Source organism: Bradyrhizobium sp. LA2.1 (assembly GCF_040547725.1).
Classification (GTDB): domain Bacteria; phylum Pseudomonadota; class Alphaproteobacteria; order Rhizobiales; family Xanthobacteraceae; genus Bradyrhizobium; species Bradyrhizobium barranii.
The window spans coordinates 19312-39064 of record NZ_JBEPQI010000014.1 but is presented as its reverse complement, the minus strand read 5'-3'; the positions used below and the strand labels follow the sequence as shown (position 1 = coordinate 39064).

The window sequence follows — 19753 nt, the reverse complement described above, 5'->3', positions numbered from 1 at the left end:
CAATGCGGCGAGAGGAGAATGCGGCGTGGCGACGGACGGGAGGGAACGGTCAGACAAAGTTGAACTCCGCAGGGCTGGTGTCGAAACGGCTGTCGAAAACTCGCGGCTATTTAAGCCAGTGAGCGATCCGGTCAACTGCCTCCCGCATCTCCGCTGCCGAACGCGCATAGGAGAGCCGTATGAACGAACGACCATGGATCGGATCGAAATCGAGACCCGGCGTGGCCGCAACGTGCGCCTGCTCCAGCATCTGCTTGGCAAACTCGAAACTGTCCGAGGTGAAGTCCGAGACGTCGGCATAGAGATAGAAGGCGCCGTCGGCAGGCAGGAACTTGCTGAGGCCCGCCTTGGGCAATCCCTCGATCAGGATGCGCCGGTTTTCCTGATAGCCGTGCTTGATCTCCTCCATCTCGGCCGCGCCGTCGAAGGCCGCTTCGGCCGCGATCTGCGACAGCGAAGGCACCGAGATCGACAGGTTCTGCTGCAGCCGCTCGATCGGCCGCACCAGGATCTCGGGCACGACCATCCAGCCGACGCGCCAGCCCGTCATGCAAAAATATTTCGAGAACGAGTTGATCACGAGTGCCTGCTCCGACAGCGCCGCCGCCGTCGCCGCCGGAAACGCGTAGTCGAGCCCGTGATAGATCTCGTCGGAGATGAAGCGGATGCCGGCGTCTTCCGCCGCAGCGATCAGGCCGGCGAGCGCCTCGCGGGACATCATCGTCCCCGTCGGATTGGCCGGGCTGCCGACCAGCACGCCCTTCAGCGGCGCCTTGCGATGCGCCGCCAGCAGCGCCTCGCCAGTCAGCGCGTGGCGCGTGTCATTGGCAGTCTCGATCAGCACCGGCTCGCAACCAAGCGCGGTGAGGATGTGACGGTAGGGCGGATAGCCCGGCACCGTCACGGCGACGCGGTCGCCGGGCGCGAACATCGACAGGAAGGCCAGGATGAAACCGCCGGAGGAGCCTGTCGTCACCACGATCCGCTCGGGGCTGACATCACAGCCATAGGCATCCCGATAGTGGCGCGCGATGCGTTCGCGCAATGAGGGGATGCCGAGCGCGGAGGTGTAATCGATCCGCCCCGCCTCGAGCGCCGCATGGGCGGCCGCGATCGCGGTCTGTGGGGCGCCGGTTGCGGGCTGGCCGACCTCCATGTGGATGACATGGCCGCCTGCCGCCTCGATTCGGGCCGCGGCGGCCATCACGTCCATCACCATGAACGGGGGAACATCGCTGCGGCGGGAGGGCTCGAGCCACTGCCCCACCCGGTTCCTCAATGTCGCATCGTGCATCGAATTCTGCTATTCGCTGGCGAACCGGTCGGTTCGGTCCCGGAAACGGGGCGCTTGCGCCCCAGACTGGCCGCATTGTACGGCTCATAAGGGCATATCTCGTATCCGGTCCGCCGCCAATCGCCAAAAACCAATCACGAAACTGCTTGATCAAGACCGTTTGACCCAGACCGCCTGATGTTGCTCCAGATCGCATTGCGCAAGAAGGCCTCCGCCCTCACCGCCCTCGTCACTGCCGCGGCGATCGCGCTGTTGCCGATGCCGGCCGCGCATGCGCAGGCCAAGGGACCGCCGATCCTGCGCGACACCGAGACCGAGCAGCTGCTGCGCGAATACACGCGCCCGATCCTGCGCGTTGCCGGTCTGGAAAAGCAGAACATCCAGATGGTGATCATCAACGAAGGCTCGTTCAACGCGTTCGTCGCGGACGGCCGCCGCATCTTCGTCAATTACGGCGCGATCATGCAGTCGGAGACGCCGAACCAGATCATCGGCGTGCTCGCGCACGAGACCGGACATCTGGCCGGCGGCCATTTGTCCAAGCTGCGCGAACAGCTCGCCAACGCCCAGACCCAGATGATCATCGCCATGCTGCTCGGGGCCGGCGCGATTGCCGTGGGCAGCACCCGCGGCAACAACAGCGCCGGCAATAACGGGCTCGCCAATGCCGGTGCTGCCGCCATCGCCGGACCGCAGGAGATGATCCGCCGCACGCTGCTGTCCTATCAGCGCCAGCAGGAGGAGAACGCCGACCGCGCCGGCGTGAAATTCCTGACCGCGACCCAGCAGTCGCCGAAGGGCATGTACGAGACCTTCAAGCGCTTCACCAGCGAGAGCCTGTTCGCGTCCCGCGGCGCCGATCCCTATCTCCAGTCGCATCCGATGCCCGCCGAGCGTGTCGCATCGCTTCAGGAATTCGCCAGTTCCAGCCCCTATTGGGACAAAAAGGACGATCCCGCGCTCCAGCTCCGCCACGACATGGCGCGCGCCAAGATTTCCGCGTTCATGGAGCGGCCGGAGACGGTCTACCGCCGCTATCCCCAGACGAACGACAGCATGCCGGCGCGCTATGCCCGCGCCATCAGCACCTATCTGCACGGCGATTTGCGCAGCGCCCTGGCCCAGATCGACGCGCTGATCCAGGTCCAGCCGAACAACCCGTATTTCTACGAGGTGCGCGGCCAGGCACTGCTGGAGGGCGGCAAGCCGGCCGAGGCGATCCCTGCCCTGCGCAAGGCGGTGCAGCTGTCCAACAACGCGCCCCTCATCGAGATGTTACTTGGGCAGGCTCTGGTTGGATCGGATAATAAGGCCTACACCGATGATGCCGTTCGGATTCTCCGGGCCGCGGTGGCACGGGAACCGGAGGCTGCGCTCGGCTATATGCAGCTCGCGATGGCTTATGGCCGGAAGGGCGACTATGCCGAGGCGGATCTGGCGTCGGCGCAGGCCGCTTATCTGCGCGGCGATAACAAGACCGCCCGCGAGCTCGCCACGCGCGCGAAAACCCGTTTCGCCGTCGGCACGCCCGGATGGGTCAAGGCCGACGACATCGTGGCGGCCAAGCCGCCGCGCAACTAACGCGACCAAGACGACGCCTGACACCACGACGTCACGACACCGAGCTTAAGTCCGCCGGGACGTTTTCCGAAACCAGCTTTCGATAAGAGGATTTGCCTATGCCTTCGCTGCGCCTGCTTGCTCCCGCGCTGTTCGCGCTCGCCATGTTCGGCGCAGCCGCGCCCGCGTCGGCCGACAGCTTCTCCGATGCCCAGCGCACCGACATCGAGGCGATCATCAAGAATTATCTCGTCACCCATCCCGAGGTGCTCGAGGAAGCGATGACCGAGCTCACCAAGCGCCAGGCCGCGGCCGAAACGCAGAAGCACGAAGCCAGCATCGCGCAGAACTCCGATGCGATCTTCAACTCGCCGCGCCAGGTCGTGCTCGGCAACAAGGACGGCGACGTCACCTTCGTCGAGTTCTTCGATTACAATTGCGGCTACTGCAAGCGCGCGATGGGCGACATGCTCGACCTCATGAAGGCCGATCCGAAGCTGAAGGTCGTGCTGAAGGAGTTTCCGGTGCTGAGCCAGGGCTCGGTCGAAGCGGCGCAGGTCGCGGTCGCCGTGCGCATGCAGGATCCCACCGGCAAGAAGTATCTCGACTTCCACCAGAAGCTGCTCGGCGGCCGTGGCGCCGCCGACAAGGCGCGTGCGCTGCAGGCGGCCAAGGAAGCCGGCCTCGACACCGCGAAGATCGAGAAGGACATCGGCAGCCCCGAGGTGCGCGCCACCATCGAGGAGAATTTCAAGCTCGCCGAAGCGATGGGCATGAACGGCACGCCGAGCTACGTGATCGGCAAGCAGATCGTGATCGGCGCCGTCGGCCTCGAAGGCCTGAAGGAAAAGATCGGCGTTGCCCGTTGCGGCAAGGCGACTTGCTAACAAGGCGACCTGCTGATCTCGCATTTCACAAAATGCGCATGCGACGAGGCCGGCTGAACAGCCGGCCTTTTTCGTTGACTGCAGCTCTGCGCGAATTCGGGCGCGAATCCGGCGCGCGCATTCATCTCGCGTTTAAGAAACAAATACCCCGGAACCGCCGATGTTCCGGAACAACTCAAATCTCCTTTCGTTGGTGGCGCGGGCAATGACGCAAAGAAACACGTGAGGAGAAATTTGATGTCTAACCGCTTTATGATCTCGGTTGCCGCACTCGCGCTCGTGGCGGGCACCGGACTGGCGAACGCACAGGGCACCATGAACCGCGATAGCGGTGGCGGGGCCGGCGCGCAGCCGACGCAACATTCGCAACCCGCCGGCGGCGCAGCTGAACGTGGCGCGATGGGCAAGGAAGCCGCTCCCGAGAGGGGCACCGTCGGCCAGGCTGGCGGCGCCATGAAGCCCGGCGGAGCAGCCGAGGAGAAGTCGTCTGGCGCGACGGAGAAATCCGGCGCGATGGAAAAGTCAGGCGGGATGGAAAAATCCGGCACGATGAACAAGAACGCGGCTGACGAGAAGGCCGGCGCGACGAAGGGTGAGCACGCCCAGGGCGCGCAGGACAAGTCCAAGAGCACGATGGACAAGTCCCAGATGGACAAGTCCAAGAGCACCGAGACTGACACCAAGAGCGGCAACATGAACGCCCAGACCAAGGGCGCGGACAGCAAGGCTGCCGACACCAAGTCTCAGACCACGACCGGCGCCGCGCCGGCGACCGCTGCGGCACCGCCTGCCGAGAAGCGGACCGAGATCTCAACGGCGATCAAGTCGACCAAGATCGAAGAGACCACCAACGTCAACTTCAACATCTCGGTCGGCGCCGCGATCCCGGCGTCCGTTCGCTTCCATCCGCTGCCGCCCCGGATCGTGGAAATCTATCCGGAGTGGCGCGGCTATGACGTGATCTACGTCCGCGGACAGTACATCATCGTCCGTCCGCAGACGCGCGAGATCGTGTACATCATCGAAGGCTAAGCCGCTTGGCTGACGGCCCGATAAGCCCTTGCCGAGAGATCGGCAGGGGCTTTTGGCCTATTGGGCGGCCTCCCCTGCCTATCCCGCCCGGCAGCCACGATTAGAACTGGTTAACAAGCAATTTCCGTAACTTCCGCACAGGTTTTTGCACCCCGGATGAGCTGTTTGAAGCCCCCTGGGAGGTCCTTCAAGGCTTCCCCTAGGGCGCTTTGTTACCTATAACCCCCGCCACGCCGAAGCACCTCTTGCGGGATTGGAATGGCCGAACCAGCAACCGACACGATCCTCGTTCTCAACGGGCCGAACCTCAACATGTTGGGGACGCGCGAGCCCGAGAAGTATGGCCATGCGACGCTGGCCGACGTCGAAACGCTGTGCCGCGAAGCGGCGGCGGCGTACGGCCTCAAGGCCGACTGCCGGCAGTCGAACCGCGAAGGCGAGTTGATCGACTTCGTCCACGAGGCGCACGCCCGCAAGATGAAGGGCATCATCATCAATGCCGGCGGCTATTCGCACACCTCGATCGCGCTGCACGACGCGCTGCTCGCGGTGCAGATCCCGACCGTCGAAGTGCACGTGACCAACATCCACGCCCGCGAGAGCTTCCGTCACCATTCCTACACCGCGCGCGCGGCCTTCGCCTCGCTCTGCGGTTTCGGCATCGAGGGCTACCGCCTCGCGATCCAGGGCCTTGCCGCCAAGCTCGGCATCAAGCCCAAAGCCTGACGCTCCCTCTTCACACAGAACATTCGGATCAGAACATGGCGCGCCAGCCAGACGACAAAGCAGCCGTAAAGTTTTCCAGCGAGGATTCCGCGCTCGTCCGCGAGCTCGCACTTCTGCTCGATGAGACCAGCCTCACCGAGATCGAGATCGAACGGGCCGGCCTTCGCCTGCGCGTCGCCCGCAACATCAGCGTCGCCGCGACCATGCCGATGCAGATGGCGGCCGCTCCCGCCATCCTGCCGGCAGCCGCGGCTGCCGCCGCGCCAGCCGCGGCCGACCTGTCGAAGCATCCGGGCGCGGTGATCTCGCCGATGGTCGGCACCGCCTATTGGGCGCCGGAGCCCGGCGCCAAGCCGTTCATCGAGGTCGGCAGCAAGGTCTCGGTCGGCCAGACGCTGCTGATCATCGAAGCCATGAAGACCATGAACCAGATCCCCTCGCCGCGCGCCGGCACGGTGACGCAGATTCTGGTCGAAGACGGCCAGCCGGTCGAGTACGGCGAGCCGCTCGTCATCATTGAGTAATGGTCGTGGGCGGTCAGCCGCCCTAGCCGCCTCCCGCGCGCCAGTCCCTTAAGGACACCATGTTCGACAAGATCCTCATAGCCAATCGCGGCGAGATCGCCCTTCGCATCCTGCGCGCCTGCAAGGAGCTCGGGATCGCGACCGTCGCCGTGCACTCCACCGCCGACGCCGACGCCATGCATGTGCGCCTGTCGGACGAGAGCGTCTGCATCGGGCCGCCGCCGTCCAAGGACAGCTATCTCAACGTGCCCGCGCTGCTCGCGGCCTGCGAGATCACCGGCGCGGATGCCGTGCATCCCGGCTACGGCTTCCTCTCCGAGAACGCGCGCTTCGCCGAAATCCTTGGCGAGCACAATCTGCATTTCATCGGCCCCAAGGCCGAGCACATCCGCCTGATGGGCGACAAGATCGAGGCCAAGAAGACGGCCAGGAAACTCGGCATTCCCGTGGTGCCCGGCTCGGACGGCGCGGTCGGCCCCGAGGACGACGCGATGGCGATCGCCAGGAAGATCGGCTTCCCCGTGCTGGTCAAGGCAGCCGCCGGCGGCGGCGGCCGAGGCATGAAGGTCGCGCAGAGCGAGGCCGACCTCCAGGTGGCGCTGTCGACGGCAGCCAACGAGGCCAAGTCCGCCTTCGGTGACGCGTCCGTCTATCTCGAAAAATACCTCCAGAAGCCGCGTCACATCGAGATCCAGATCCTCGGTGACGGCCGCGGCGGCGCGATCCATCTCGGCGAGCGCGATTGCTCGCTGCAGCGCCGCCACCAGAAGGTCTGGGAGGAAGGTCCCTCGCCCGTCCTTGCCGCCGCTGCACGCGCCAAGATCGGCGAGACCTGCGCCAAGGCGATGCGCGAGATGAAATATCTCGGCGTCGGCACCATCGAATTCCTGTTCGAGGACGGCGAGTTCTACTTCATCGAGATGAACACCCGCATCCAGGTCGAGCATCCCGTCACCGAGAGCATCACCGACATCGACCTCGTGCTGGAGCAGATCCGCATCGCTGCCGGCGGCGATCTGCCGGCCAAGCAAAGCGAGATTCAGATCATCGGCCATGCGATCGAGTGCCGCATCAACGCCGAGAACCCGCAGAGCTTCCGTCCCTCGCCAGGCCGCATCACGCAATATCACCAGCCCGGCGGCCTCGGCGTGCGCATCGATTCCGCGGTCTATCAGGGCTACACCATCCCGCCCTATTACGACTCGCTCGTCGGCAAGCTCATCGTCCACGGCAAGACCCGCGCCGAATGCCTGATGCGGCTGCGCCGGGCGCTGGACGAGATGGTGGTCGAGGGCATCGAGACGACGCTGCCGCTGTTCCGCGACCTGGTGCGCCAGGACGACATCATCAACGGCGACTATCACATCCACTGGCTGGAACAGTACCTCGCGGGTAAGGAACCGGCCGCGGGGTGACCCTCTCTCCATGGAACCCTTTGGCCCCCATCGCGTTCTGGACGGGGACAGTTCCGAGGGGGCCTTTTGAGTTCCGTTGACGTGACGAAGCGAGACCGTCGTGACGACTGAAGCGCAACGACGGCGCTCCATGTGGCAGATCCTGCTGTTCTCGGCGGGTCTTCTGGTGTTGACCGTGATCAGCGCCGGCTCCGTCTACCTGGTCAACAAGGCCAGAGACGATAGCAAATGGGTGATCCACACCATCGAGGCGGAGAATCAGATCAACGCCCTGCTGCTGGAAATCCGGCGTGCCGAGAGCGCCGCCCGCGGCTATCTCCTGACCCAAGGGGCGGATTTCAAGGCCGACCATGAGAGAGCCGTGGGAGCGATCATACCTGCCCTCGACAAGCTCACGCGCCTGACCCGCGATAATCCGGACCAACGCGGCAACATCGAGAAGCTGAGCGCGGCTATCGAAATCCGGCTGGGGCAATTCAAGCAGGAGCTGGACTTCATCGGCCAGAATCGGCCGGACAAGGCCATAGCGCAAGTCCGCGAGGCCGCCTCCACCGACACCACGGCCGAGATCAGCAAAGTCGCCGTCTCCATGATCCAGGAGGAGGAGCGTCTGTTCCGGCTCCGATCGGCCAATTCCGACCGCAGCCAGACGCTGGCGGCCTCGATGACCGGCATCGGTTCGGGCCTCGTGGTGCTGCTGACCCTGATCTCGATCTGGCTGGTGCGGCGCTCGGTGCTGGCCCGCGACGAGGCCGAGACGCGCCTGCGCGACGCCTACGCCAACCTCGAGACCGTGGTCGACGAACGCACGGCAGACCTGCGCGAGGCCAACAACGAGATTCAGCGCTTTGCCTATATCGTCAGTCACGATCTTCGCTCGCCACTCGTCAACATCATGGGCTTCACCAGCGAACTCGAAGAGCTCAGCGGCGACATTTTCCGCCGTATCGGCAGCCTTACCCATGTCCCGGCCGATGGCCCGCCGCTAGCTGACGGCGAGGTCACGCTCGAAGGCCCCGACAAGCAGCTTTCAACGGATTTTTCCGAAGCGCTCGGCTTCATCAAGTCGTCGATCGCCAAGATGGACCGCCTGATCTCGGCGATCCTCAACCTCACCCGCGAGGGCCGGCGCGAATTCGTGCCCGAGAAGATCGACACCCGCGAGCTGATCGAAGCCATCGTCTCGACGCTGGCGCATCAGTCCGCCGAAGCGCAGGCCGAGATTCATGTCGCGCCGCTGCCGGATCTCGTCAGCGACCGCCTTGCGCTGGAGCAGATCTTCTCCAATCTGATCGACAACGCCATCAAATATCTCAAGGCCGGCGCCCCCGGCGAGATCAGAATCCGCGGGCGCACCAAGCTTGGCTACGCTATCTTCGAGATCAGCGATAACGGCCGCGGGATCGATCCGAAAGATCACCAGCGGATTTTCGACCTGTTTCGCCGGGCGGGAACCCAGGACAAGCCTGGTCAGGGCATCGGTCTTGCGCATGTGCGTGCACTTGTGCGCCGCCTCGGCGGTACCATGTCGGTATCATCGGAACTGAATACCGGCAGCACCTTCACCATCACGCTCCCCATCACCTGGAACACAAGCAACCGGAACGCCGACCAATGACTCAACCCGTCACCATCATCATGATCGAGGACGACGAGGGCCACGCCCGGCTGATCGAGCGCAACATCCGCCGATCCGGCGTCAACAACGAGATCATTCCCTTCGCCAACGGCACGGACGCAGTGAAGCACCTGTTCGGCGCCGACGGCAGCGGGCTCGTGCAGAAGGGCAATGCGCTCCTGATCCTGCTCGATCTCAACCTCCCCGACATGACCGGGATCGACATCCTGAAGCAGATCAAGGAGAACAAGTACCTGAAGGCCTCGCCCGTGGTGGTGCTGACCACCACCGACGACAGCCAGGAAATCAAGCGCTGCTACGAGCTCGGCTGCAACGTCTACATCACCAAGCCCGTGAACTACGAGAATTTCGCCAATGCCATCCGGCAGCTCGGCCTGTTCTTCTCGGTCATCCAGGTCCCGCCCGCCGCCTCATGAACCAGCACCCGCCTACACTGCTCTACATCGACGACGACGCGGCGCTGGCCCGCCTGGTCGAGCGCGGCCTGACGCGGCGCGGCTACAAGGTCATTCATGCCGCAAGCGGCGAGGAAGGCCTGGAGCGTATCCGCCGCGCGGAGACCGACGGCTGCATCGACGTCGTGGCGCTCGATCAGTACATGCCCGGCCTCGACGGGCTGGAGACGCTCGAGCAGATCATGGCGATCCCTAATGCGCCGCCCGTGGTGTTCGTCACGGCATCGCAGGATTCCAGCATCGCGGTCACCGCGCTGAAGGCGGGCGCGGCCGATTATCTCGTCAAGGACGTCAAGGGCGACTTCATCCCCCTGCTCCACGTCGCCGCCGACGGCGCGCTGCGCCAGGCCGAATTGCAGAAGGCGCGCGAGGAAGCCGAAGCCGAGATCCACGCGTCGCGCGACCGCTACGCCGCGCTCGCCGCCGAACGCGAACTGCTGCTGCGCGAGGTCAATCACCGCGTCGGCAACTCGCTCCAGATCATCGCTTCGCTGCTGCATCTCCAAGCGAACTCCGCAGGCCAGGAAGAGGTCAAGGCGGCGCTGACCAACGCGATGGGCCGCGTCGCCGCGGTCGCGCAGGTGCACCGCCGGCTCTACACCTCGCAGGACCTGAAGAGCGTGGTGCTGAACCAGTATCTGGATTCACTGCTCGAGGATCTCAGGCGCTCGGCCGAAGGCAACCGGATGTCGCGCCTGACGGTGAAGGCCGAGCCGATCGAGATCGATCCGGACCGCGCCGTCGCCGTCGGCATCATCGTCAACGAGCTGGTGATGAACGCGGTGAAATACGCCTATCCCGACGGCGCCGGCCCCATCCATGTCGAGCTGACCTCGCAGGGCGAGGATCTGCTGCTGGCGATCACCGACGACGGCGTCGGCGACAAGGTCAAGGCGGATCCGCGCTCGACCGGCATGGGCCAGCGCATCGTCGCGGCGATGGCCACCAAGCTCGACGCCACCGTCGAGCGCGACCCCGCCCATTCCGGAACTCGCGTCATGCTGAGGTTCCGCCGCACGCCCGCGGCCCCCGACAAGACCAACAACGCCGCCGCAGGCTGACCCTCGCCCCCTTCGCAACACCTCCACGATCCTGCTATTGTTGCGCCATGACTTCGCGCGACTCCGCTTCGTCTGAAATCACGCCGGCCGTGCTGTTGCGCGCCTATGCCTGCGGCATCTTTCCGATGGCCGAGAGCGCCGACGATCCGACCTTGTTCTGGGTCGAGCCGGAATTGCGCGGCGTGATCCCGCTCGAGGGATTTCGCGTGGCCTCGCGGCTCGCGCGCACCGTCCGTACGGACGCCTTTCGCGTCACCGTCAATACCGCGTTCAAGGCAACGATCGCCGGCTGCGCCGCGCCGCAGGCGGGGCGCGAGGACACCTGGATCAACAAGCGCATCCGCGACCTCTATGGCGGCCTCTACGAGCTCGGCCATTGCCACAGCGTCGAGGCCTGGCAGGGCGACGACCTCGTCGGCGGGCTCTACGGCGTCAGCCTGGGACGCGCCTTCTTCGGCGAGAGCATGTTTCACACCGCGCGCGATGCCTCGAAGGTCGCGCTGGTGCACCTGGTCGCGCGGCTGATCCATGGCGGCTTCGAGCTGCTCGACACGCAATACGTCACCGAGCATTTGAAGAGTTTTGGCGCGGTCGAGATTTCGCGGCGGCGCTACACCGCGCTGCTCGACAAGGCGCTCGCCGGCGAGCCCGGTGATTTCCTGAGGCTGTCAGCCGGTGACGCGATCCCGGGCGCACGCGCGCTCGATATCATCGCCTCCCGTCCATGATCGGTGATGGGGCCTAGCGCCCGAACCCGGGGATACCGAACAGGCCCGGCCGCTGCTCCGGCGGCGGCGGGGGTGGCGGCGCCGGCTGCTGCTGCTGGATCGGCGGCAAGGGCTGCGGCGGGCGCTGCTGCACGGCCTGCTTGGGTGGCGCCGCCTTCTTCTGCGCGGGCGGCGGAGCCGCCGGCTTTGCCGCGGTCGGATCGGGCGCCGCGGTCGCAATGGTCTGCTGCGGCTCTTTGCAGTCGGTGAGCCAGATGTCGTAGATCGGATGCTCGACACCGTGCAGGCCGGGGCTTGCCGCATACATCCAGCCCGAGAAGATGCGCTTCACCTCGCCCTGCAAGGTGATCTCGTCGACCTCGACGAACGCATCGGTATTGGTGGCTTCCGTCGCCGGCCGGGTATAGCAGGCGTCGGTCTTGACCCGCAGCGCGCCGAACTGGACGGTCTCGCCGATGTCCTCGTCGAAATTGATGATGCGACCGGTGATCTTGTCGAGGCCGGAGAAGGTCGCCTTCTTGTTCACGATCTTCTGGGCGGGCGGCTCGGTCACGACCTCGTCGCCCGGCTGGAGGCTCGCCGGGGTCTGCGGGACAGTGCCGCCCGGCCCGCCCTTCTGCTGGGGCTGGCGCTGACCGGGCGCACCCGGGGCGGCTTGCGGATTGGGCGGAGCGACCGCCACGGACGGCGGCTGGTTTGGCGGAGCGACGGTTGAGCCCGGCGGCGGCGCCAGGGGCTGGGATTCGACCGGCCCCGGCATCACGTTACCTTGCCGGCCCGGCGGCGGCGCCATCGGGCGCGATGGCAGCACGCGGCCCTGCGGCGGCAGCTCGGGGACCTCTTCATCGTCATCGGGGATCTGAGGCTGCGGCTGACCACGCGGAATCGAACCCGGCGGCCGCGGCGGCGGGTCGGAGAAGATCGTGCCGATCTGCGCCTGCGCGGGCGTCGCAACCGTCAATGCGGTGGCGGCCAGAAGCGCCGCAAGACCTGTCAGGGTAAAGGTTCGAACCATCTTCTCGCGCGGCTTCAACAGCGAATCGGGCTTGCTGGACATTCTACAGGGGATACCGCCGCTCGCAGGCCACCCGGTTAACACGGCGAATACGGCGGGGGAAGGGCGGCATCCCTGCCCTGCCCGCCGCCGGCTGGCCAGACCGGCGACCGGATGGGATAGTTGACCGGTCCCTCCCCGGGGCCGAGGCGGGCAGCGCCCCCGGAAACGACGTCCAACGACAACAGAAAGCTCAAGGTCGCTCCCATGCCCGTCGTGCTCGATCCCGATGCCGCCGCTGTCTACAAGGCCTTCCAGGAGGCCGGCCGCCCCGCCTACGAGACGCTGACGGCACCGGAAGCCCGCGCCTATTACGCGCAGGCCCGCTTTGCCACCAACCCCGAGCCGCCAGAACTGGCGCGCGTCGCGGCGCTGGCGATCCCGGCGCCGCACGGCGAAATCCCCGCCCGCATCTACGTCCCGAAGCAGCCACGCCTTCAGAACGGCCTGTCGCCGGCGCTGGTGTTCTTCCATGGCGGCGGCTGGGTGATCGGCGATCTCGACTCCCACGACGTCGTCTGCCGCCAGCTCGCCGTTTCAGGCGCGCTGATCGTGATCGCGGTCGATTACCGCCTCGCGCCCGAGCACAAGTTTCCCGCCGCCGCCGATGACGCGATCGCCGCCACGAAATGGATTGCCGCGAATGCGCGCGAGCTCGGCATCGATGCCTCGCGCCTTTCGATCGGCGGCGACAGCGCCGGCGGCAATCTCGCCGCCGTGGTCGCACTCACCGCACGCGACGGCAATGGTCCAGAGATCGCGGGCCAGGTCCTGATCTACCCTGCGACCGATTTCGCCATGACGCACGGCTCCCACCGCGAGCCCGAGACCAGCGTGCTGCTGACGCATTCGGTGATCCGCTGGTTCCGCGATCACTATCTCAACGGCACCGCCGACATCCAGGACTGGCGTGCCTCGCCGGCGCGCGCGAGAAGCCTTGCCGGTCTGCCGCCGGCCTATGTGCTCACGGCCGGCGCCGATCCCCTGCGCGACGAAGGCGACGACTATGCCGAGCGCCTCAGGCAGGCCGGCGTGCCCGTCGCGTACAAGCACTATCCCGGCCAATTCCACGGCTTCTTCACGATGGGCAAGCTGCTGCCGCAGGCCAATGTCGCGGTGCGCGAGATCGGCGCCTGGTTGAAGGAGCTGGGCTGACGCCTCCCATGCCCTTCGTTCTTCAAACCGTCTTCGCCCTCCCCCTGCGCGCGCTGACATGGCTCGGCAGCCAGGGCACCCGCGGGGTCGCGGCGGTCGTGTTCGTCGCCGCCGCCGTGCCGCCGCTCGGCGCGCTGCTGCGGCCCTACATCACCGAAGCGATCCTCGTCCTGCTCTGCATCTCCTTCATGCGAGTCGATCTCGCGGCGCTGTACGGTCACCTACGCCGCCCGGCGCTGATTGCGACCGCAACCGCCTGGACTACGATGGGCGTGCCGCTGATCGTCGGACTGATCATCTATGCAACAGGGCTCAACGACCGCTCGCCCGGCCTTTCCGTTGCCCTGATGCTCCAGAGCATGGCCTCGCCCATGATGGCGTCTCCGGCGCTCGCCGCGCTGATGGGCCTCGATGCCACGCTCGTGCTTGTCACGCTGGTGACCTCCACCGCGCTGGTCCCCTTCACAGCGTCGCTGTTCGCAAGCCTATTCCTCGACGGAATGCTCAGCGTCACGCCGGCGACGCTCGGCCTGAAGCTGCTCGGCATCCTCGCGGCGTCGTTGCTGGCCGCAACCTTGATCCGATGGGTCTTCGGCGCAAAAGCGATCCAGCGCCACAGGAAGCCGATCGACGGCTTCAACATCATCATCCTCCTGATCTTCGCGGCCGCGATCATGGGCGATGTCGTGAGCGACCTCGTGGCCCAGCCGCTCTTCACGATCGGCCTGGCGGCTCTGTCCTTCGCGATCTATTTCACGCTGCTCGCCGTCACAACGCTGCTGTTCCGCCGCATCGGCTATGAGCGCGCGCTGGCGCTCGGGCTGATGGTGTCACAGCGCAATCTGGGCCTGATGCTGGCCGCGACCGCCGGCGCGCTGCCGCCAACCACCTGGCTCTATTTCGCGATGACGCAGTTTCCGATCCACCTTGCGCCCTACATGCTGACGCCGATTGCACGGCGCCTGGTGGCCCGCGCGGATGGCGCAGGCACGGCAGCCGCGGGCGAGGCGACCTAGGACGCAATCATAGCGGCGGCGCGGCTGGCTTTGAGGCCCTGAAGAGATACCGGTTGGTGCTGAAGAAGTATTGTCCCGCCCCGCTGAGACGCTCGAAATCGCTGTGCCATGCTTCGAGATCATCGGCTGAAACGTCGTTCCTGCGGGCGACGAAGTCCCGAATGCCCTGGGCCAGCCCCTTGCTGTAGCTATCGTCATCGTACTGCAAATTCAGGATTGGAAAGACCGACGCACCGTCCAGGTGAAGTCCCGCATTCACCAATCTGTGGGCCATCGACCTCGGGAGACGCGGGTGAGCGCAGTGCGCTTCCCATGATTTCATCACCGCGGCCATACGTTCCGGGCTTTCGGAATGCCACACCACCGCGTCCCAGTCGGTTGCGACAAAAATCGTGCGGCCCCCTGGCTTGAGCACGCGAAATGTCTCTGCGAGGACGCGGTCAACGTCAGGCACGTACTCGGCAACCTGCGTGCACACGACGACATCGAACGACGCATGGGATTGACCCAATTCCGTGGCGTTGCCGATCGCATAGGAAATCCAGTCGGAAGCCTTTTGCCGGTTGCAGACCTCGATCAGGTCAGTCGACACATCGATACCGACGACAGCACCATCAGGCCCGACGATCTGCGCCATGCTTTCGCAGAGATAGCCGGGACCACATCCGATATCGAGAACGCTCTCGCCGGCGGACAGATTGAGCTGCCGAATGGTCTCGGCGCGCTGGGCGGTCACGTCCCCCGTGAGATAGATTCTCTGGAGCCGTTTCGCGTTCTCGTTGCTGTACTCCATCCCGCCCATCTTCGCCTCCACGCTCGAGTGCCAGGTGAGATTTCCTAACCCGCCCGCGCCGCGCGCCGCAGCGCCTGCGGCGGCTGGCCGAAGGCGCGGATGAAGGCGCGCCGCATGCGCTCGGGGTCGCCAAATCCGGTCGCCTCCGCGACGAGCTCGATCGCCTCGCGCGAGGACTGCACGCGCTCGCGCGCGACCTCGATCCTCAAGCGCTCGATCGCTTTCGACGGCGTCGTGCCGGTCTCGGCGGCAAAGGCGCGGGCAAAATGCCGCGCGCTCATGCCGGCACGATCGGCGAGATCTTCGACCGTCAGCCGGGCGTCGAGGTTCTCGCGCGCCCAGGACAGCAGCGCGCCGAACCGGCCGTTCGGCGTCTTCAACTCCAAGAGCGATGAGAACTGCGACTGGCCGCCGCTGCGGCGATGATACAGCACGAGCTGGCGGGCGGCCTGTTGCGCGATCTCCTCGCCATGGTCCTCGGTGACCATTGCGAGCGCGAGATCGATACCCGCGGTGATGCCCGCCGACGTCCACACATTGCCGTCATGCGTGAAGATCTGGTCCGGCTCGAACTTCACCTTGGGATAGCGCGCGACGAAATCCCGTGTGCGGCCCCAATGCGTGGTGGCGCGTCGTCCATCGAGCAGGCCCGCCTCGGCCAGCACATAGGCGCCCGAGCAGACGCTGGCGACCCGCACGCCGCGCCGCGCCAACCGCTGCACGAAGGCGCGCGTGACCTCGCAGCGTGCGGCGTCCGTCACGCCTGCGCCACCCGCGATGACCAGTGTGGTGATCGCGTTCGCCGACCTGAAGTCGCGCGCCATCATTTCCACGCCGGACGAGCTGCGCACGGGCCCCGCGTTCAGTGCCAGCACGCGGATTCCGGTGGTCGTCTTGCCCGTGCAGCGCGCCGCGATCTCGAACACCGAGATCGGGCCGGCCGCATCGAGCAACTGGAAATCCGGGAAGATCAGGATGCCGATCATGGTCATGTCCGAAAGTGAGGGAAATACGCCATTTTGGACGGAATGGCATCATGAGAGGCTGCGTCCGTCAAGCTCATCTTTGGAGGACCTGCCCATGTCGTCACCGCTCCAGATCGGTCTTTTGGTGTTTCCGCGCGTCACCCAGCTCGACTTCACCGGTCCCTTGCAGGTGTTCTCCTCCGTCCCCGGCGCGAAGCTGCACCTGATCTGGAAACGGATCGAGCCGGTGCCGAGCGATTCCGTGCTGACGCTGACGCCGACCACGACATTCGCCGACTGTCCGCAGCTCGACGTGATCTGCGTGCCCGGCGGCGGCGGCACCAACGACCTGCTCAATGACGAAGAGGTGCTGGATTTCCTGCGCAGGCAGGCCGAAGGCGCCAAGTACGTCACCTCGGTCTGCACGGGGGCGCTGGCGCTCGGCGCTGCCGGCCTGCTCAAGGGCTACCGCGCTGCCACCCATTGGAGCGCGATGGAGATGCTCGGCCAGTTCGGCGCGACGCCGACCAAGACGCGCGTCTGCATCGACCGCAACCGCGTCACCGGCGGTGGCGTCACCGCCGGGATCGATTTCGCGCTGACGCTGGTGTCGATCCTGGTCGACCGCACCACGGCGGAAGCGATCCAGCTCCAGATCGAATACAACCCGGCACCACCGTTCACTTCCGGCTCGCCCGACACCGCGCCGGCCGAAGTGCTGGCCTTGCTGAGAGAGCGCGGCGCCGCAAACCAGGCCCGCCGCCTCGAGGCGGTCAAGCGCGCGGCTGAGCGGGTGTAGAGCAGAGGCTTTGCTCACGCGCCCCGAACGCAGCGCAGCACTTCCCGGGCAATGCAAAGCATCGTCCGGAAGCTCCGCACTGCTGACATGACGCTGTCAGGAGCCTGTCGCGACAATCCGTATCGCGCCCAACACCCACGGACGCTTCCCGGTCGCGTGCGCACAGGAGGGTCTCACCATGGCGCGATACCGGCTGCATTGCATCGGAGCTTCCGGCAATTCGTTCAAGGTCGCGCTATTCCTCAACTGCGCCGGGGTCGACTGGCAACCGGTCGGCCTCGACTTCGCCGGCGGCGAGACCCGCACGCCTGACTGGCGGGCCGCAACCAATGTCATGGGCGAAGTCCCCGTCCTCGAGGTCGATGGCCGGCACATGAGCCAGTCCGGTGCGATCCTGCTGTGGCTCGCCGAGACTCACGGCGTGTTCCGTCCGACGCCCGAGGAGACGTTCGAAGCCACGCGCTGGCTGCTGTTCGACAACCACAAGTTCACCGCGAACTTTGCCCAGCACCGGTTTCAACGCTGCTTCATGCCGGAGCCCGCCCATCCCGCTGTGCTCGCTTACTTGCGCGCGCGGACCGACAGCGCCTTCTCGATCGTCGACAGACACCTCTGCCACCGCAGCTTCATGCTGGGCGATCGGCCGACGATCGTCGATTTCTCAATGTTGGGCTATCTGTACTATCCGACCGAGGAGACGGGCTTCGATCTCGCCGTGACTTTCCCGGCGATTGATGCCTGGCGCCGGCGTGTCGCCGAACTGCCGGGCTGGAAGCCGCCCTATGAGATGATGCCAGTCGGCAACTCACCGACGCTCCATCTCTGAGAAGCGAGCAGCGCAACAGATCAAAGAAAAAGGCCGCTCGGTTTCCCAAGCGGCCTTTCCTGTCTTACGGCGGCTGCACATTCCATCGGGCGATTTCGAACTTCCAGACCGGGGGCCTATCTCCCGATCGAGTCCTGGTCGGCGGCCGCTGCATCTCGGGACAGTCGCGAACTGTTGCCCGAACCGAACGCGATGGTCTCCCATCTCCGTAAGATGGGACCATTGAGCCGCATCGCTCGCGTAGCTGCAACGCCCGCGCAGGCGCTGTCCCCGCTGTTCCCGCTGTCCACAGCAAGGTGAGGCGGATGCTGGTGCATCCTCCCCCACGGCAAGGATTCGGACGGAGATCGGAAAGCTAGCCAGGCGTCCAGGGCTGGTAGTCGCCGGTCGCCTTGGGACGCTTGCCGCTGGCAAGCGTCGAGCCGGAGGGCCGATAGGCGTTCGGCGTGCCGGTGGGGTTCGGCTGGTGCGGCTTTTGCCATTCGCGCGGCTGGTAGTTCTCTTCGGTCGGCGGCACATCGACGACGTGATGCATCCAGCCGTGCCAACCCGTCGGAATGCGGCTCGCTTCGGCGTAGCCGTTATAGATGACCCAGCGCCGCTCGAATCCGAGCGTCGGATCGATCGCCCCGCCGCGGGTCCGATAATAGCGGTTTCCCTGCTCGTCCTGGCCGACCAGCTCGCCGTACCGCTTGGTCCAGAGCTGGGTGCCAAAGGTCTGGCCACTCCACCAGGTGAAGAACTTGAGGAAGAACTGTTTCATACGGCTAGGGCCCTGCTTCGTGAGGCCCTGATGCCATCCGGGCGGCGAAATGTCCAGTTCCGCGGGGACGGCCGTGCCCCCGCAAAATGCCCGGCGTAAGCCCTGCCGCAAATCGGACGCGATCCGTTCATGCCGGGTACAGCGGCCGCATGGAAACCTGCGCCACACGCGCACACCGGCGTGAACCCTGGAACCGCGGGCCCTTCAAGAGGTTTGCTTCAGGGAATAAGGAGTTTGAACATGAAAAGTCTGAGAATTTTGAGCGCCGCGGCAGCGGTCGCGTTGGTCCTTCCGTTGGCGACGCCGAGCTTCGCCCAGGGCCGTGGCGGCCACGGCGGTGGCGGCGGTGGTCATTTTGGCGGTGGCGGCGGCGCCCATTTCGGCGGTGGCGGCGCCCGCATGGGCGGCGGCAGCTTTGGCGGCGCGCGGTTCGGTGGCGGCGGCGGCAATTTCGCAGCCGGAGCCATGCGCCCGAGCGCCGGCCTAGCCATGCGTCCGACCGCAGGAGCCACGTTTAGTGGTGGCGGCGGCCGTCCCCTCGCAGTCGCGGGTAACAACTGGCGCGGCGGCGGTGGCAACTGGCACGGTGGCGGCTGGCGTCGTCACGACGGCGGTTTCTGGCCGGGCGTCGCAGCCGGTGCTGCGATCGGCGGGCTCGGCTCCTACGCCTACTACGGTGGCGGGTACTACAACGATCCCTACTACTATGGCGACGACAGCTATTATGACGAACCGTCGGTCCCAGTGGTGCCGGATAGCGGTGGTGACTCGTCGGCTTATTGCGCGCAGCGATACAGATCCTACGATCCGGCCTCGGGCACGTATCTCGGCTATGACGGCCAGCGTCATCCCTGCCCGTAAGCAGATCGACAACGCTTGAAGGAAGAGGCGTCGCATCGGTGCGGCGCCTCTTTCGTTTGTCGCGCGCTCATCGCCTGTTTCGCGCGCAGCCCGCGCATCGCGCGGGAGGAACTATGCACGCGAGCGCGAGGGACCTTTATTCACCGCACCGTGCATATCTACAATGATCCAATCCCAAATTGACCCGTCCCGCGATTCGC

20 protein-coding genes are annotated in these 19753 nt (G+C 65.7%); 15 read left to right on the top strand and 5 right to left on the bottom strand.

The window, feature by feature from the left end; translation table 11 throughout:
• Positions 1-106: 106 nt before the first annotated feature.
• Positions 107-1294: a pyridoxal phosphate-dependent aminotransferase gene (locus tag ABIB95_RS25825; RefSeq protein ID WP_354243226.1), complete on the bottom strand. Its 1188-nt coding sequence runs from the start codon at positions 1292-1294 to the stop codon at positions 107-109.
• 177 nt (positions 1295-1471) lie between these two features.
• Between ABIB95_RS25825 and ABIB95_RS25820 the strand changes: the two genes are divergently transcribed.
• The 10 genes from ABIB95_RS25820 (at position 1472) to aat (ending at position 11321) form a co-directional block, all read left to right on the top strand.
• On the top strand, positions 1472-2875 hold the full coding sequence (locus ABIB95_RS25820) for a M48 family metalloprotease (protein ID WP_354243223.1): 1404 nt from the start codon (positions 1472-1474) through the stop codon (positions 2873-2875).
• 98 nt (positions 2876-2973) lie between these two features.
• The gene (locus ABIB95_RS25815; RefSeq protein ID WP_085401094.1) at positions 2974-3741 is read left to right on the top strand and encodes a DsbA family protein; all 768 of its coding nucleotides are present in this window, start codon (positions 2974-2976) and stop codon (positions 3739-3741) included.
• Positions 3742-3978: 237 nt separating this feature from the next.
• Positions 3979-4773: a DUF1236 domain-containing protein gene (locus tag ABIB95_RS25810; RefSeq protein WP_063983551.1), complete on the top strand. Its 795-nt coding sequence runs from the start codon at positions 3979-3981 to the stop codon at positions 4771-4773.
• A gap of 258 nt (positions 4774-5031) precedes the next feature.
• Positions 5032-5499 (top strand): type II 3-dehydroquinate dehydratase, encoded by a 468-nt coding sequence (aroQ, locus tag ABIB95_RS25805; protein WP_014495592.1) that lies wholly within the window; start codon positions 5032-5034, stop codon positions 5497-5499.
• Between the two features lie 35 nt (positions 5500-5534).
• Complete coding sequence (gene accB / locus ABIB95_RS25800) at positions 5535-6023, top strand: acetyl-CoA carboxylase biotin carboxyl carrier protein (RefSeq protein ID WP_085401096.1); 489 nt, start codon at positions 5535-5537, stop codon at positions 6021-6023.
• 59 nt (positions 6024-6082) lie between these two features.
• Positions 6083-7438: an acetyl-CoA carboxylase biotin carboxylase subunit gene (accC, locus tag ABIB95_RS25795; protein WP_354243220.1), complete on the top strand. Its 1356-nt coding sequence runs from the start codon at positions 6083-6085 to the stop codon at positions 7436-7438.
• Positions 7439-7538: 100 nt separating this feature from the next.
• Entirely contained in the window at positions 7539-9056 is a 1518-nt protein-coding gene (locus ABIB95_RS25790) for a sensor histidine kinase (protein WP_354243217.1), read from the top strand.
• Complete coding sequence (locus tag ABIB95_RS25785; RefSeq protein WP_135213475.1) at positions 9053-9493, top strand: response regulator; 441 nt, start codon at positions 9053-9055, stop codon at positions 9491-9493. Before ABIB95_RS25790 ends, ABIB95_RS25785 begins: the two co-directional genes overlap by 4 nt.
• Complete coding sequence (locus tag ABIB95_RS25780) at positions 9490-10593, top strand: sensor histidine kinase (RefSeq protein WP_354243213.1); 1104 nt, start codon at positions 9490-9492, stop codon at positions 10591-10593. The genes ABIB95_RS25785 and ABIB95_RS25780 overlap by 4 nt, the downstream gene beginning before the upstream one ends.
• 47 nt (positions 10594-10640) lie before the next feature.
• Entirely contained in the window at positions 10641-11321 is a 681-nt protein-coding gene (aat, locus tag ABIB95_RS25775) for a leucyl/phenylalanyl-tRNA--protein transferase (protein WP_354243210.1), read from the top strand.
• Positions 11322-11334: 13 nt separating this feature from the next.
• Here the strand turns inward: aat and ABIB95_RS25770 are convergent, their stop codons facing one another.
• Positions 11335-12378, bottom strand: a complete 1044-nt coding sequence (locus tag ABIB95_RS25770) for a DUF2155 domain-containing protein (protein ID WP_354131265.1) — start codon at positions 12376-12378, stop codon at positions 11335-11337.
• A gap of 204 nt (positions 12379-12582) precedes the next feature.
• On the opposite strand from ABIB95_RS25770, the gene lipP1 reads away from it, so the two are divergent.
• Positions 12583-13530, top strand: a complete 948-nt coding sequence (gene lipP1 / locus ABIB95_RS25765) for a LipP1 family hormone-sensitive lipase (protein ID WP_354243207.1) — start codon at positions 12583-12585, stop codon at positions 13528-13530.
• An 8-nt stretch (positions 13531-13538) separates the two neighbouring features.
• Positions 13539-14546 (top strand): Na+-dependent transporter, encoded by a 1008-nt coding sequence (locus ABIB95_RS25760; protein WP_354243204.1) that lies wholly within the window; start codon positions 13539-13541, stop codon positions 14544-14546.
• Between the two features lie 7 nt (positions 14547-14553).
• Here ABIB95_RS25760 and ABIB95_RS25755 read toward each other — a convergent pair whose 3' ends face one another.
• Both ABIB95_RS25755 and ABIB95_RS25750 read right to left on the bottom strand, forming a co-directional pair.
• Positions 14554-15348, bottom strand: coding sequence for a methyltransferase domain-containing protein (locus ABIB95_RS25755; protein WP_354243201.1), 795 nt, complete (start codon positions 15346-15348; stop codon positions 14554-14556).
• 35 nt (positions 15349-15383) lie between these two features.
• The gene (locus tag ABIB95_RS25750) at positions 15384-16325 is read right to left on the bottom strand and encodes a GlxA family transcriptional regulator (protein WP_085401111.1); all 942 of its coding nucleotides are present in this window, start codon (positions 16323-16325) and stop codon (positions 15384-15386) included.
• Positions 16326-16419: 94 nt separating this feature from the next.
• Between ABIB95_RS25750 and ABIB95_RS25745 the strand changes: the two genes are divergently transcribed.
• Both ABIB95_RS25745 and ABIB95_RS25740 read left to right on the top strand, forming a co-directional pair.
• Entirely contained in the window at positions 16420-17103 is a 684-nt protein-coding gene (locus ABIB95_RS25745; RefSeq protein WP_085401104.1) for a DJ-1/PfpI family protein, read from the top strand.
• Between the two features lie 178 nt (positions 17104-17281).
• A complete protein-coding gene (locus ABIB95_RS25740) occupies positions 17282-17929 on the top strand; it encodes a glutathione S-transferase family protein (protein ID WP_354243196.1) in 648 nt (215 codons plus the stop codon).
• Between the two features lie 355 nt (positions 17930-18284).
• Here the strand turns inward: ABIB95_RS25740 and ABIB95_RS25735 are convergent, their stop codons facing one another.
• On the bottom strand, positions 18285-18692 hold the full coding sequence (locus ABIB95_RS25735; RefSeq protein ID WP_028148726.1) for an NADH:ubiquinone oxidoreductase subunit NDUFA12: 408 nt from the start codon (positions 18690-18692) through the stop codon (positions 18285-18287).
• Positions 18693-18932: 240 nt separating this feature from the next.
• Between ABIB95_RS25735 and ABIB95_RS25730 the strand changes: the two genes are divergently transcribed.
• The gene (locus ABIB95_RS25730; protein WP_354243193.1) at positions 18933-19553 is read left to right on the top strand and encodes a BA14K family protein; all 621 of its coding nucleotides are present in this window, start codon (positions 18933-18935) and stop codon (positions 19551-19553) included.
• Positions 19554-19753: the final 200 nt, after the last annotated feature.

Excerpts from the sequence above, each read along its gene's own strand:
- ABIB95_RS25745 (WP_085401104.1), top strand. The coding sequence starts at position 16,420 with ATGTCGTCACCGCTCCAGATCGGTCTTTTGGTGTTTCCGCGCGTCACC.
- accC (WP_354243220.1), top strand. The coding sequence starts at position 6,083 with ATGTTCGACAAGATCCTCATAGCCAATCGCGGCGAGATCGCCCTTCGC.
- ABIB95_RS25815 (WP_085401094.1), top strand. The coding sequence starts at position 2,974 with ATGCCTTCGCTGCGCCTGCTTGCTCCCGCGCTGTTCGCGCTCGCCATG.
- ABIB95_RS25785 (WP_135213475.1), top strand. The coding sequence starts at position 9,053 with ATGACTCAACCCGTCACCATCATCATGATCGAGGACGACGAGGGCCAC.
- aroQ (WP_014495592.1), top strand. The coding sequence starts at position 5,032 with ATGGCCGAACCAGCAACCGACACGATCCTCGTTCTCAACGGGCCGAAC.
- ABIB95_RS25820 (WP_354243223.1), top strand. The coding sequence starts at position 1,472 with ATGTTGCTCCAGATCGCATTGCGCAAGAAGGCCTCCGCCCTCACCGCC.
- ABIB95_RS25755 (WP_354243201.1), bottom strand. The coding sequence starts at position 15,348 with ATGGGCGGGATGGAGTACAGCAACGAGAACGCGAAACGGCTCCAGAGA.
- ABIB95_RS25770 (WP_354131265.1), bottom strand. The coding sequence starts at position 12,378 with ATGTCCAGCAAGCCCGATTCGCTGTTGAAGCCGCGCGAGAAGATGGTT.
- ABIB95_RS25825 (WP_354243226.1), bottom strand. The coding sequence starts at position 1,294 with ATGCACGATGCGACATTGAGGAACCGGGTGGGGCAGTGGCTCGAGCCC.
- ABIB95_RS25810 (WP_063983551.1), top strand. The coding sequence starts at position 3,979 with ATGTCTAACCGCTTTATGATCTCGGTTGCCGCACTCGCGCTCGTGGCG.
- ABIB95_RS25780 (WP_354243213.1), top strand. The coding sequence starts at position 9,490 with ATGAACCAGCACCCGCCTACACTGCTCTACATCGACGACGACGCGGCG.
- ABIB95_RS25730 (WP_354243193.1), top strand. The coding sequence starts at position 18,933 with ATGAAAAGTCTGAGAATTTTGAGCGCCGCGGCAGCGGTCGCGTTGGTC.
- ABIB95_RS25760 (WP_354243204.1), top strand. The coding sequence starts at position 13,539 with ATGCCCTTCGTTCTTCAAACCGTCTTCGCCCTCCCCCTGCGCGCGCTG.
- ABIB95_RS25735 (WP_028148726.1), bottom strand. The coding sequence starts at position 18,692 with ATGAAACAGTTCTTCCTCAAGTTCTTCACCTGGTGGAGTGGCCAGACC.
- ABIB95_RS25750 (WP_085401111.1), bottom strand. The coding sequence starts at position 16,325 with ATGATCGGCATCCTGATCTTCCCGGATTTCCAGTTGCTCGATGCGGCC.
- aat (WP_354243210.1), top strand. The coding sequence starts at position 10,641 with ATGACTTCGCGCGACTCCGCTTCGTCTGAAATCACGCCGGCCGTGCTG.
- lipP1 (WP_354243207.1), top strand. The coding sequence starts at position 12,583 with ATGCCCGTCGTGCTCGATCCCGATGCCGCCGCTGTCTACAAGGCCTTC.
- accB (WP_085401096.1), top strand. The coding sequence starts at position 5,535 with ATGGCGCGCCAGCCAGACGACAAAGCAGCCGTAAAGTTTTCCAGCGAG.
- ABIB95_RS25740 (WP_354243196.1), top strand. The coding sequence starts at position 17,282 with ATGGCGCGATACCGGCTGCATTGCATCGGAGCTTCCGGCAATTCGTTC.